This window comes from Myxococcus llanfairpwllgwyngyllgogerychwyrndrobwllllantysiliogogogochensis (genome assembly GCF_006636215.1).
GTDB classification, from domain to species: Bacteria; Myxococcota; Myxococcia; order Myxococcales; family Myxococcaceae; genus Myxococcus; species Myxococcus llanfairpwllgwyngyllgogerychwyrndrobwllllantysiliogogogochensis.
The window spans coordinates 1-12,623 of sequence record NZ_VIFM01000310.1; the positions used below are offsets into that span (position 1 = coordinate 1).

At 68.2% G+C, this 12,623-nt stretch carries 14 protein-coding genes; 9 read left to right on the plus strand and 5 right to left on the minus strand.

The features are described 5' to 3' along the window. The 8 genes from FJV41_RS42845 to FJV41_RS42880 all read left to right on the plus strand — a co-directional run. Positions 1–431 (plus strand): DUF2924 domain-containing protein (locus tag FJV41_RS42845; protein WP_141648403.1); only part of this gene is annotated, 431 nt, incomplete at its 5' end. 202 nt (positions 432–633) lie between these two features. Next, complete coding sequence (locus FJV41_RS42850) at positions 634–792, plus strand: hypothetical protein (RefSeq protein ID WP_246137775.1); 159 nt, start codon at positions 634–636, stop codon at positions 790–792. A gap of 272 nt (positions 793–1,064) precedes the next feature. Next, the gene (locus FJV41_RS42855; protein ID WP_141648405.1) at positions 1,065–1,403 is read left to right on the plus strand and encodes a hypothetical protein; all 339 of its coding nucleotides are present in this window, start codon (positions 1,065–1,067) and stop codon (positions 1,401–1,403) included. Between the two features lie 290 nt (positions 1,404–1,693). Further along, entirely contained in the window at positions 1,694–2,647 is a 954-nt protein-coding gene (locus FJV41_RS42860) for an amidoligase family protein (RefSeq protein WP_141648406.1), read from the plus strand. A gap of 87 nt (positions 2,648–2,734) precedes the next feature. Next, the gene (locus tag FJV41_RS42865; protein ID WP_141648407.1) at positions 2,735–3,175 is read left to right on the plus strand and encodes a gamma-glutamylcyclotransferase family protein; all 441 of its coding nucleotides are present in this window, start codon (positions 2,735–2,737) and stop codon (positions 3,173–3,175) included. After that, a complete protein-coding gene (locus tag FJV41_RS42870; RefSeq protein ID WP_141648408.1) occupies positions 3,172–3,561 on the plus strand; it encodes a gamma-glutamylcyclotransferase family protein in 390 nt (129 codons plus the stop codon). The genes FJV41_RS42865 and FJV41_RS42870 overlap by 4 nt, the downstream gene beginning before the upstream one ends. 5 nt (positions 3,562–3,566) lie before the next feature. Then, a complete protein-coding gene (locus FJV41_RS42875) occupies positions 3,567–3,797 on the plus strand; it encodes a hypothetical protein (RefSeq protein WP_141648413.1) in 231 nt (76 codons plus the stop codon). A 1,058-nt stretch (positions 3,798–4,855) separates the two neighbouring features. Beyond that, entirely contained in the window at positions 4,856–5,164 is a 309-nt protein-coding gene (locus FJV41_RS42880; RefSeq protein ID WP_223738432.1) for a cell wall protein, read from the plus strand. A 64-nt stretch (positions 5,165–5,228) separates the two neighbouring features. Here FJV41_RS42880 and FJV41_RS42885 read toward each other — a convergent pair whose 3' ends face one another. The 5 genes from FJV41_RS42885 to FJV41_RS54805 form a co-directional block, all read right to left on the minus strand. Continuing rightward, on the minus strand, positions 5,229–7,103 hold the full coding sequence (locus FJV41_RS42885) for a HEAT repeat domain-containing protein (protein ID WP_141648415.1): 1,875 nt from the start codon (positions 7,101–7,103) through the stop codon (positions 5,229–5,231). A gap of 52 nt (positions 7,104–7,155) precedes the next feature. Further along, on the minus strand, positions 7,156–7,770 hold the full coding sequence (locus tag FJV41_RS54800) for an RDD family protein (RefSeq protein WP_141648409.1): 615 nt from the start codon (positions 7,768–7,770) through the stop codon (positions 7,156–7,158). Positions 7,771–8,278: 508 nt separating this feature from the next. Next, positions 8,279–9,781 (minus strand): multicopper oxidase domain-containing protein, encoded by a 1,503-nt coding sequence (locus FJV41_RS42895; protein WP_438616784.1) that lies wholly within the window; start codon positions 9,779–9,781, stop codon positions 8,279–8,281. Then, entirely contained in the window at positions 9,762–11,288 is a 1,527-nt protein-coding gene (locus FJV41_RS42900; protein ID WP_141648410.1) for a TolC family protein, read from the minus strand. The genes FJV41_RS42895 and FJV41_RS42900 overlap by 20 nt, the downstream gene beginning before the upstream one ends. Continuing rightward, positions 11,285–11,704, minus strand: coding sequence for a heavy metal-binding domain-containing protein (locus FJV41_RS54805; RefSeq protein WP_141648411.1), 420 nt, complete (start codon positions 11,702–11,704; stop codon positions 11,285–11,287). Before FJV41_RS54805 ends, FJV41_RS42900 begins: the two co-directional genes overlap by 4 nt. Positions 11,705–11,999: 295 nt before the next feature. On the opposite strand from FJV41_RS54805, the gene FJV41_RS42910 reads away from it, so the two are divergent. After that, positions 12,000–12,452 carry a cupredoxin domain-containing protein gene (locus FJV41_RS42910; RefSeq protein ID WP_141648412.1) on the plus strand — a complete coding sequence of 151 codons (453 nt, stop codon included), beginning with the start codon at positions 12,000–12,002 and terminating at the stop codon, positions 12,450–12,452. The last annotated feature ends 171 nt before the right edge of the window (positions 12,453–12,623 follow it).

Sequence of the window (12,623 nt, forward strand, 5' to 3'; positions counted from 1 at the left end):
CCACCCCCAGCGCGCCTCCGGCGCCTGCCGCACAGCCCCCCACGTCGGTCGAGGGCACGCAGTCTGCCAACCAGCGCGGGCGCTTCGCCGGCATGTCGCTGGAAGCGTTGCAGGCGAAGTACCGCGAAGTCGTGGGGCGCCCGACGGGCAGCAGCGACATCCCCTACCTCAAGTGGAAGATTCGGGAGGCGGAGGCCGGACGCGTGCCGGTGGGTCCCCGTCCCGAGCGCGAGGTGAAGGTGCGCGAGGACGGCAAGCGCGTCATCCCCCTCTCCTTCGACGCGGAGGACTTGGCGGCCCTGGACAAGGCCTGGCGCGACGCGGGCATCCCGAGCCGGACTCGTTTCTTCATGCGCGCGGTCCACCGAGAACTCACGGCCATGGGCGCCACCGAAGCCGCCGCGCGCTTCGCCCCGAAAGAGGAGGAGTGAGGCCCGCATCCACTCGCCCCAGCAGGACAGCTAATAGGCTGAGAGGCCCTCCCAACCCGGACGCGCTCCGCCCCGCCGTCCACACGCGAGGCGGGCGCCAACATCGCCGTGAAGTGAAACACCGCCCGAGACCTTCGACCGGCCCCTCCTTCAACGCAGTCCCCACGGGAACAACATGAAGACACGCGAAGAATTGGAAACGATGACCGTCAAGAAACTGCGCCGCTACGTCATCGACACCGGAAACAGCTTCCCCTACTTGGGGGAAACCAAGAAGGCCAAGATCATCGACAAGCTCATGAAGATTCGAGCCGAGCGGGAGGACACGAAGCCCACGCCGACCGCCAAGGAGGCAACCTAGCCGCAGCCCCTCGCCATTCGAGGGCCTTGCCGGGCTGCGACAGGCACGTCCGGCAAGCCACTCGAAGCGGCCGAAATAGGCCCCAAGCGCGCACGCCCAGCCTCACCACCAGACACACGCTCCATCGGGAACAGCGCCCCAGCCAAACGCCAACGCCCCAGAACATACACCCCAAAGACAGCAGAGAGGACTTGATACGCCCGCCCACAAGAGCGTGTATGCCCCTCGCGACGGGCACAAAAGCACCGCACAATCCCACAGGAATACCGACCATGAGCGCGACGGCCATCCCTTTTCACGTTATCCCGATGAAGGTGATTGACTTCAGCAACGCCAAGCTGAGCCTCGACCTCGGCAAAAGCCGGTACGGCACGGCCCAGCCCCAACTGGACATCTTCCTTCCGCCCAGCGCAACCCACCGGCAGATGAGCGCGTTGCTCCACGCCTTCGCCGCCAGCCTGGAGCTGAGCACCCCCGCCAGCGAGCGGTGGATCGTGCAGAGCGAGCGCCTCTCGGAGCCGAACCATGGCCGCATCTACCTGGAGCTGGCCGAGGGGGACCATGCCGAGGCCATGCGCGGGATGATGCTCCTCAACACCCTGCTGGGCTGAGCGGAGAGGTCAGCGGGAGTCCGCGCCGCAGCACCGCGCAGGTTTCCCCGTCCATCCCCACCCAGTCAATCACACACACTGAAATTCCCCCACCAGCCGCAACCCAAGCGCCTGAAACACGCGCCACCCGTCGAGAGCGGACGAGAAACCCCGCGTATTCTCGCGAATACTCCAGACGCCCAAATCCGCCCTTCCGGCCGTCGAAGTGGACTTGCTTCATTCACACACAAGAGCGTGTATGTGTTTCGCGACGGGCGCCACAGCCCGCGCGAACGCGAGAGGAAAACTCCATGAAGACGCTCCGGTTTGGAATTGAGATTGAGACGGTTGGCGCCAGCCGCCAGAAGCTGGCCCACGCGATTCAGGGCGCGGTGGGCGGGCACGTTTCCGGCGACTACCGGGGCTGGCAGGTGACGGACTCCCAGGGCCGCGCCTGGAAGGTGGTGCCGGACGGCTCGCTGAGTGGGGGCGAGTACAGCGGCGAAATCGTCTCCCCCATCCTCACCTACCAGGACCTGGAAGCCTTACAGCAGGTGGTGCGCGCCGCTCGCGAGGCCGGCGCCCGCGCCGACGCTTCCACCGGCATCCACATCCACGTCGATGGCAGCCGCTTCGACGCCAAGGGCGTCACCAACCTCGTCAAAATGGTGCACAAGCAGGAGCGCCTCCTGGAGACCGCCCTCGGGGTGAGCGCCGCGCGGCTGAACCGCTTCTGCAAGCCCATCGACGGGGCCTTCCTCCAGCGGCTGGAGGCCCGGCGCCCGCGCACCCTCCAGGACGTGAATGAGGCTTGGTACGGGCGCCGCAACCTCGCCCCGCAGCGCTACGACTCCAGCCGCTACCACGGCCTCAACCTCAATAGCCTCTTCTTCCGGGGCACGATTGAATTCCGATACTTCAACGGCTCGGTGCACGCGGGCGAGGTGAAGGCCTACGTCCAACTGGTGTTGGCCCTCGCCGCCCGCGCCCTGGCCTCGAAGGCCGCCTCCAGCAAGCGCCGCGACTTCAACCCCGCCACCGCCAAGTACGACTTCCGGGTGTTCTTGCTCCACCTGGGCCTGATTGGAGAGGAGTTCAAAACGGCGCGCCTGCACCTTCTCAAGCACCTGGAAGGCAGCGCCGCCTGGAAGGGCCAGCGTCGCGACGGGCGCGGGCCGGGTGGGGAAGGCACGCCCGGCAGCGAAGGCGCGCAGGGCGGCAGCGGCAGCGCCCAGGGCGGCACGAACGAGGCCCTGGCCGCCTGAAGCGGACTCAACGCCGGGGCCCTTCGGGGCCCTGGCTGGCCAATGTCAACGGCGGGCCGCGCGCCCGCCCTCAACGCGAGAAACCCCATGCTCTACTTCGCCTACGGCTCCAACCTCGACAGGGCCCAAATGCGCACACGTTGCCCCGGCGCTACTGTCGAAGCCCGCGCCACCCTTCCCGACCACACCCTGGTGTTTGGCGGCTACAGCCGCCGCTGGGGCGGCGCGGTCGCCAGCGTCCAGCGCGTGCGCGGCGCTCACGTCGAGGGGTTGCTGTACCGCCTCACGCCCGAGGACCTGCGCGCCCTCGACATCTTCGAGGGGCACCCCGTCGCATACCGGCGCGCCACCCGACTGGTGAGTGACAGGGCAGGCCTGCGCCGCCGCGCGCTGGTGTACCTCCAGCCCGAGACTGGCTTCGAGACCTGGCCGCCCGCTGGCCGCTACTTCCGCGTCCTCTGGCACGCCTACGGGCGACTGGGCTTCAACCGCGCCGCGCTCGCGGGCGCCCTGGGCAGTGCGGCATGAAGCGCGCCTCAAAGTCGACGCGCGTCTTCGTCTACGGAACGCTGCTGTCCGGCGAACCCAACCACAGACTCTTGTGCGGCGCACGCCTCGTCGGACTAGCGCGGACACTTCCCCGCTTTACCCTCTACGACTACGGGCCCTTCCCTGCCCTCGCCTCCAGGGGCAAGCACGCTGTCGAGGGAGAGGTCTACGAAGTCGACGCGCTCATGCTGGCGGCGCTCGACAGGCTCGAGGGCCACCCTCGCTTCTACCAGCGCACGTCCATTGCCCTCGACGGTGCGGGCCGCGTCGAGGCATACCTGTTTCCCAAGGGGCGGTTGGCTGGCCGCCCCATCATCGAGTCCGGTTGCTGGCGTCGACACCTGAAGGAGAGGAAACCATGGTAATCGTCATGCGCGACGGACGTGTCTTCCAGGGCACGGCCGTCCAAATCGTGAAGGGAATGCAGGACATCGCCTTCGGCGTGGAGCGCCTCTCCATTCCCGAGTACATCGACTGGGTGGTTGCCAATACCCAGCGTTTCGAGTCCGTCGCGCTGCGCGTGCAGGGCGCAACCGCCGAGGAGAAGGCCGCGTCACTCGTGGATGAAATGCTGCGCGAGGGCCTGGCGACGCGAGGGTGAGCCGGGCCGGTATGGCATGCCTCTCAGGGTATGCCCATGCGGCCCGGGCCCGTCCGCCTGCCGAAGCGCCCTGTTTCACCTGATGTTTCACGCACGTCCAGGAGTCGCGCCCCTCATGCGTGGTGCTCGCCACTGCGGAGGGGCAACTCTCTCGCCCCGCGAGTAACCCACTCCCGCAGTGCTTCCTGCTCCGGGGCGTGAGCGCACGCTGAGTCATTCGCCTCCACCAGAGCCTCAACGCATCCTCGGCGCCCAGCGCGTGCAGCGCCGCGGCCTCTGCCGTTCGGTACTCCGCCTTCGCCCTGGCCATCCGCGTCCGTGATTCGGCACTCCCGTCCATTGTCGCGTACGCTCGCTGCAACGCCACCTCCACCCGCCGCAGTGCTTCTGCGAGGGCCTCCCGCTCGCTCATCGTCATCCGCACTCCCCACAGCACGCGACGTGCCAGTTCGCCGGGCGACGCATGCCAACAACCATTTCCGTGAGGTCGCTTCGTATTGTCACCAGAGGCGGGCGCTCCCTTCCTCCACTCAAGCACTGCTCGACTACGACACATGCCCAGAGGATGGTAATCATTACCCGCCGTCCCAACGCGCATTCGCCCCGAATACACAGCAATGCGAGCAAAGCCACACATGCCCAAAATCCCACGCACTCCTGCTTCGAAGGCTCACGGCACATCCTCTTCCACGAGGGAGCCGCTCCGCTCGTCCGCTCCGAAGTCCACGGGCTCTCTTGAGTCGGCCTTCCGCTCCGCCCTTGATGAGGAGTTGGCGCGCCCACTCGCCAGCCTTGTCGCGAGACTGGCCGGGGTGGCGAGGCGCCTCGCCCCGGAGCCCCAGCAGGAAGTGCCGAGCCAGCGCCCAGGCCCCGACGCGAGGCGTCCTCCCCCTACGCAACAGCAGCGCCGGACCCCGCTCCCGCCTCCCGCGCAACAACAGCACCGGCCTCCGCTCCCGCCTCCCACGCCTACAGCCAGGGCATGCGCCGTCATCGGCTGCAAGCGCCCCCACCGCAGCCAGGGCTACTGCGGGGCGCACTACCAGAAGCGGCGCCTCATGTTGGCCACGGGGCGCCTGCACGCCGCATGGGTAGAGGACGCCGCGCCCCACAGCATCCCCGAAGTCATCCTGCCGCGCGGGCGCAGGCCCAGGGCTGACGCCGCGCCTGCTACGCCGGCTCCCGCCGTCACCCCTGCCCCTCGCATGTGGGTGCGCAAGAAGGGGGCAACGGGGGCGGACGGCGCCGCCGGCCCTGGGGCGCCCACGCCAGCCGGGCAACCCAACGCGAGTTCGGAGCAGGAGCGCGCCAAGGCCACCGTCCAGCGCTGGGCCAGCGAGTTCCGCTCGGGGAAGCGGCGCGCCTGAAGCGGCCCCGTCCGCGCCAGGCCCCCTCCTGCCCCAGGAGGGGCGCCCTTCCTGCGCGGTGACGTCAGGGCCGCCCGTCCGGTTCGACGGGGGTCAGGCGCCCGTCCATCGTGACGCGCAGCACGTGGGCGGGCGCGGACACACCAGCCCGGTCGCAGAAGACTTCGTCGAGTCTCTGATTCGTCGTCCCCACCACGAGGTTCCCCGCCTCATCCAGCGCGTGTGCCAGCGGCGCGCCTGGGAGTTCCACCCAAGGCGTGGCGCGCCACCGTCCCTCGGACGCTTCGACACGCACCAGACGCCCGTCTCCACCAAACAGGTGCGCGAGTCCCTCCACCACCACGAGGGTGCCGTGCACCCGCACGGCCAGCAGGGGGTTGGCATGTGGCTCCTCCAGCACCGTCACCCGCCCTGCCTCGTGCACTTCCAGCGTGCCGCCAAACTCCCCGGAGTCCCGGCCGACGAGGCAGGCCTCCCCCATGGCTTCGAGGACGGACGCGAAGTCCGCTCCAGGTACGTGCGCGCATGGCCCCTCTCGTGACGGCGCCTTCGGCTTGTCCCAGTGCAAATGGATGGACGTGGGGCTCTGGCACATCTGCCAATCCGGGCCGCGCCCTGGAAGCACACTGGGGGGCTCAGAAGGCGACGCCGGCTGCACCTCATCACCGGAGAGAGCCTGCAGGGCCCACCTCGCGTGGCTCCGCGCCACAGGAGAGGCATGCGTCGTCAGCACCTGATGGAACAGCGGCTCCAACTCTTCCCTATGGGCCCGGAAGGTGGAGCTGCCCAGCGCCCGGACAGCAGCGGCCTGAACTTCGCTGTGCGGCGCATACACCGCCTGGCGCAACGCATTGAGAGCGACTGGGTCTCCCACGCGTCCAAGAGTCTCCGCCGCCCGCGCGCGCTCCCACCCCTCCTCCCCCGTGGCCAGCAGGCGCAGCAGCGGCCCCGTCGCGACTGGCCGCGCCACCGGCCCCAGGGACGCGAGGCTCGCGAGGGCCCGGGCGCGGCATTCAAGCACGGCGAGCTGCTGGAGGACCTCGGGCACCGCAGCAGGGCTGTTGAAGGCCACCAGCGCCTGCAGCGCCACGGGCGTGAGGCGCACGTCCGCCCGTTGTAGCCCCTGGAGTACCTCGGGCTCGGCCTTCGCCCCCTGGCGCTCGTAGGCCGCCAACACCGACGCCACGTAGGCCGCTCGCGGGGTACACCCGTCGAAGATGGCCTCGCAACTTGGCGCTGGAGCTGCCGGGCAGGACATCCCTGGCGGGCGCCGGAGAGTGGGCTCCGCCAGCTCTCGCGCAAGGAGCGTCCGTAGGCGCGGGACGAAATTCTCAGTGAGCATGGAGGCGCTCCGGGCGAGCACGTAGCGCACCCGCACCAGCGCCTCCCAGTTCGATTCCGGGTTCTCCAGCACGTCCAGCAGCACCGGAACCAATCTCGGCCCGAGGTGCTCCAGTGTCGACGTGGGCGACTCCATGAGGTGTCGCACCATGGCTGGAGCTGCTCGCGCGTCATCGAGTGAGGAGAGCGCGTGCAGAGCCATTCCACCGGGCTCGCGTTCATAGGCTTCGAGGAGCGCAGGCACAGCCTGCCTGGCCTTCTCTTCCATCGACGCCAGCGCGAGTGCTGCACCTCCGCGGACCCGACGCTCCCCATGGCGAAGAAGCGGAATCAGCCGGGGGACGACGTCCTCCCCCTCTCGCCCCAGCTTCCACGCAGCACACTGCTGCTCCGGCGGCAGCCATCGCTCCCCACTGTCTGGGCCGTGGACTTCCTGCAGGAGCGCAAGGCACGCGTCGGCCCCCTTGCAGCAGCCCTCCCACGTCATGACGTCGTCCCGCCTCCACGCCTGCCGGGCACACCCCAGCGACAGCGCCACCACCGCGCACACGAGCCCAGCCAGCCAGCGGGGGCGCCCGGACCTCACCTCTCCCTCCATGTCATCGCCTCTCATTCTCCCTTCGCGGTGAAGGGACTCCGAACCCAGCGCTTCAGCCAGTCACGAGCCGCGCAGCGAAGGAGCGCTGTGCGCGAGGGGCCTTCACGACGCGGGTGCCGGCCATCCAGTCGTGAAGACACCGCCGGTCCTCTCCAACGCAGAAGAGCGCGTCCACGAGGCCGAACCACCCGCAGTAGCCGCAGAGCGCAATCGGGAGCGCGTTCCTCAGCAGGGCGATCCTCCACACCTCCGCTGGACGGCCATCTCTTCGGACGACGCGGATTCCCAGGAGCCTCTTGCCGAGACTCGCCCCCGTCCCTCGAATCAGGCTCGCCTGCACGAACAACACGAGGAGCGCCGGGGCGTAGACGACCGGAGCCTTCATCGCCGCCTCGTCCGGAATGGCCAGACACCGAAGGACGCCCAGGAGCAGGGACGGCAAGAGGAGCGCGGAACCATCGACGAGGCTTGCCGCGAGCCGGGCCCTGCGCGTCGCCAACTCAGGAGCGGCGTGAAGGCACCCGAAGCACCGGCCCGCCCAGGACAAGGCACAGAAGGCACAGACGAAGGTGCCGCAACGGGTACAGGCACCGGCAACGGAGAAGCCTGGGTGCTCGGAGCATTGGGCTTCCGAAATCGATTCAACGGCCTCGCGGAAGTCGGACATGGGGAGCCGCAGCACAGCTACCCCGCCCCAAGACGGCAAGTTCCTTCAACGAGAAGTTCCCCTTGCACCCATAAATGCAACCCAACGGGTTTAGTCCACTCGACCTTCCCAACATTCTCCTTGCCACCCACGGGTTACCGCGACGCCTGTTTCCACTGATTGGGGGAGCGTCCCGCTCAAGAAATGAACCCTTGAAGCGCACTGCTCCAGGGAAGATCCACGGCGGAGGGACCCTATATTTGGCGGGCGGAGCGACCAACCTCGATTGCTGCGCCTCGATAGCGTCAAGGCTACGCGAGGACCTGTATCATCATGGTCCAGCGAGGCGCGTGGAGAGCATTGTCGGCTTGGCGCGTCCACGGGGGCGACAACATTCCTGCCCCAAAGGGCCACTCGTTGGCACTCGCAAGGCCTCGGTGCAGGAGTCTCGGGGTAAAGAGTCAAATTCTACGCCACGGAGAGGGACACGTTATAGACCGACGTGTCCCGCAAGCCGGTGTCAATGGCGTTACGAGGATGAGCCGGGCTCGACCGGTGCCGGTGCATTCACGTCGATTCCGTCCCGGCGAAGCTCGTCCGTGCCGGCCGCAATCGCCAGTGTACCGGGCGGGTTGTCGTACCAGCCCGGGTCCGCGTAGCTCTCCAACCTTTCGCGAACCTTGAGCACGGTGAACATACCACCTGCGGTTATGTAGTCGTGCTTGCCCCGGGCCCCCAGCATGGGAATGGAGTTGGGTGGAACGGGCATCCCCATTTCGGCCATCTCCGCCATGCCCGTCTGTCCCATCGTCATGTAGCCCGGCAGCAGCGAGCGTACCTTCGCGTCCAGAGTCCCCGGATTTACGCCAATCATGTTGGGGAACTCATGGCCCATCTGGTTCATCATGTGGTGGGTCATGTGGCAGTGCAGGGCCCAGTCACCGGGCGCGTCCGCCACGAACTCGATGACACGTGTGCTGCCCACGGGGACAAGCACCGTCCCCTCCGGCTGCCGCGCAGACTCGGGGACGCGTCCGGCGTCCGTTTCAGTGATTCGGAAGTGGTGGCCGTGAAGGTGGATGGGATGGTGGTTCTGCGGGCTCAGGTTGCCCAACCGGATGCGCACCCGCTCGCCCTGGCGCACCACGAGCGGCTCCGTGCCTGGAAACGCCTTCGCGTTCATGGTGAGCACGTTGAAGTCCGTCATCTCGTTCGGATTGGGCCGCCCCGTGCCGACGTCGATGCGCCATTCATGCAACAGGATTGCGAAGTCCCGGTCGACGCGGGGCCCCGCAGGCTGGCGAGGATGGATAATGAACATCCCCGTCAGGCCGAGGCCAATCTGCGTCATCTCGTCATGATGCGAGTGGTACATGTTCGTACTCGCTTGGCGCAGGGTGAATTCGTACCGGAACGTCTCACCCGGGGGGATGGACTTCTGGCTGAGGCCCCCCACGCCGTCCATGCCGCTTGGAAGCAGGATGCCGTGCCAATGGATGGTGGTGGCCGCTGGTAGCCGGTTCGTGACGTAGATGCGCACTCGGTCACCCTCCACCGCTTCGATGGTGGGTCCGTGGACCCGGCCGTTGTAGCCCCAGCAAAAGGCTTTCAGTCCCGGAGCAAACTCGTGCTCCACCTCCTCGGCCACCAAGTGGAAGACCTTCACGCTGTCCACGACCCTCCATGGCAGCTTGGAGCCATTGGGCACCACCACGGGTCGGTAGTCCCGGTTGGGCATTCCGGGGCGCAGCCAGTCCTGCCGCGTATGGCGCTGGCCGATGTCTGCGGCGGAGCCCTCGCGGGGCCCCTGGGCCCTTGGGACGTCTGACTGAGCGCGAGCCGCAGAGCCGCTCAGCAGCAGCGCGCCTCCCGTGAGCGTGACGCCGGCCGTGGCCAGCATGCTCCGCCGCGTCAGCGTTCCCTCGGCTCCAGTCTCGGGAAGGTTTCCAGGGGGGCCCCTGCGCTCCGGAGTCCGAGGAGCGTCATCCTCGCGGCCCGGTGCGTGCTCGGTCTCAATCGTGCGGGTTCTCATGGGGAGTCTCCGTGCCGTTGGCGGTGTCCTGTCCATGCCCGGTGTGCGTCCCAGGCTGTGCTGGCTGCGAGGGTTGCGCGGGCTGGATGGGCGGCCCGGGCTGCGCTGGTGGGGCGGGCTGCACCGGCTGCGTGGGCGATGGCGTCGATGTCGCACGACCCTCCCGAAGCCGGCCGCCTACGAGCCGCTCGAGTTCGGCCCGCGCCATCCAGTAGTCGCGGACGGCCTCGATGTAGCCTCGGTACGCCTCCACCTGCTCGCGCTTGGCGGAGAGCAACTGGAAGAGGCCAATCTGCATGGCGTTGTACTGGAGTTGCGACTGCTCGACGACCTTCTCGCGCAGCGGCAGGACCACCCGCCGGTAGCGGTCCGCCACCCCGCGGAGCGCCAGCAGCCGGGCGCAGGCGGCGCGGACCTCCGAGCGGGTGTTGACGGACAGCTCCGTGAGCCGCCGCTCGCCCTGGCGGTGCTGGGCCTCCAGGCGGGCAATGAGGGCTTGGCGCTGGTCGAAGATGGGCAACTCCAGGGACAAGGTTGGGCCGAAAAGCCTCGGGCCGTCCGCGTCCTGGTGCGTGTGGACGCCCACTTCCACCCGGCCGAAAAAGCGCGTACTCCGCGCTAACTCCAGCGCGTTCCAGAGCAGCGCGGCCTGCTTCCGGGCTGCGTCGATGTCCAGCCGCTGGCGGATGGCAAGCGACTCCAGGTGTTCCAGTGGGGCTTCCTGCTCGGGCAGCGGCGGGAGCTTCTCGGACACGGTCCACTGCGTGCGTGGGCCCCACAGTCCCATGAGGCGGTTAAGGTGCTCCCGGGCCTCCACCCACGCGACCTCACCCTCCGACAGCTCGAGCCGGGCTTCCTCGGCAGCAGCCTGCTCACTGGCAAGGTCCAGTTCGGTGATGTTACCTGCGGAGCGCAGCCGCACAGCGAGGTCCGCCGCCGCTTCAGCCGCCTGGAGCGCCATGCGTCGCAGTTCCACGAGCTGCTTGAGTGCCTGCACCTCACTGTAAGCCTTCCGCACCTCGGCCGCGGTGGCCAGCGCTTCATGCGCCACGCGCAACGTGTCGGCCATGAACTGTTCCCGGGCGACGCGCTTGCGCAGGGGAAGCGTGAAGAGGTTCACGAAGTCCTGCACCAGCGAGACCTCGTACTCTTTGGAGCCAACTCCGGAGATGGGAAAACCGAAGCTCCCGTCCAACGTCGGGTTGGAGAGCAGCCCGGCCTGCACCATGTCGGCCTGCGAGACACCCAGTTCCTCGTAGGTGCCCTGGAGCGCCGGATTGTTGAGCAGGGCCACCTCCACCGCATGGTCCGAGGTGAGGTCTTCCTTCAGGAGCGCATCGAGATGGCGGGCGACCTCGGCATCCTCCGGGGTGCCCTGGTTCCAGCGCGTCTTCCGGCCCAGCCGCTCCTCGACGAGGGCCGCCACCTCCGCGTGGCCACGCTCCTTCTGGATGGACGCGCAGCCCCCCGCCATCAGCGCCGCGCCAGCGAGTACGGCCAGCCTCACGGATGCCCTCCGTGTCCATGCTCATGGCCCGCAGGCGCTGAGCCTGGCTGCCCCGCATCGGTGGCCTCCGCGCCCGAGGGCTTCTCCGGCACCAGCTTCATGCCGCACTTCGGGCAGGTGCCCGGCTTGCTGGACCGCACCTCATGGTGCATCGGACACGTGTAGACGGTGGCTCCCGCATCCGGGGCGGAGTCCGGAGAGGATGCCCCGTGCTGGGTGTGCCCCGCGCCTTCTGGCGCCTTGGCGGGCGCGGGCACTTCCGGAGTGGGGGCCGCGAATGCGGTCGGCTGGGCAGCAGGTGGAGCCTCGGGGGCATCCGGATTCGATGGATCCATCGCGGCGGGTGGCCTCTTCGGCTCGGAGACGCAGGCCGCGAAGGACAGGATGCTCGCCAGCACAACGAGGGTTCGGCGCATGGGGGACCTTGGGGACATGCCGCGATAGCATCCAGGAAGAGGACCCATGTCGATGCCCCAGTAGTCCATGGGGTTCACAACCTCACGGCTCCGTGCAACGAGGCCGCTTCACGTTCCACCTGTGACCGAGCCGGTTACAGCGAAACCCGTCTGGGCACTCCGGACAGGGGCCTCGCCAAGACAACTCCGCCTGAACGGGCGCGTTCAGCTGCCGGCACGCGTTGTGCTCTAGCGAGCCGTACCCACAGGATGCCGGACGTCCCCGAAGGCATCCTCACTCCGGAGCAACCAACCGATGAAGAAGAGCCTGATGGGAGTCCTTGCTGCCCTCCCCCTGTTCGCCGCGGCCCCTGCGGTCGCGTGTGAGGAGCACGCCAAGCAGAGCGAGCACGCCAAGCACGGCGAGCATTCCGCACACGGAGGCACGGCCAAGGCCGCAGCGCCTACGCAGAAGCCCACCTCGGCCCCTGCCGCCAAGAACGGCCTCCAGACCGTGGCTCTCACGGTGACCTCCAAGGGCTTCGAGCCCGCGAACGTGAAGGTGAAGGCCGGCCAGCCAGTCCGCCTCGTGGTCACCCGCAAGACGGACAAGACATGCGCCACGGAGATCGTCGTGGCCGACCTGGGCATCAACCAGCCGCTCCCCCTGGACACGCCAGTGACCGTGGAGTTTACCCCCAGCGAGTCGGGCACGCTGCGCTACGCCTGCGCGATGGACCACATCAGCGGGCTCGTCACCATCCAGTAGTCCGCCGCGCCGTGGCGCGGGCCTCGCGTAGGGCCGCGCCGCAGCTAGCACTACTGCGTCAGGGGCCCGATGGGTGGACGGGGAGGCCGAGCAGGAGACGTGAGTCGCGGTGGGGGTTGGTGCGGTGGCAGGTGGGGCAGCGCGGCAACCAAGAGGCAATCACTCGCGCCA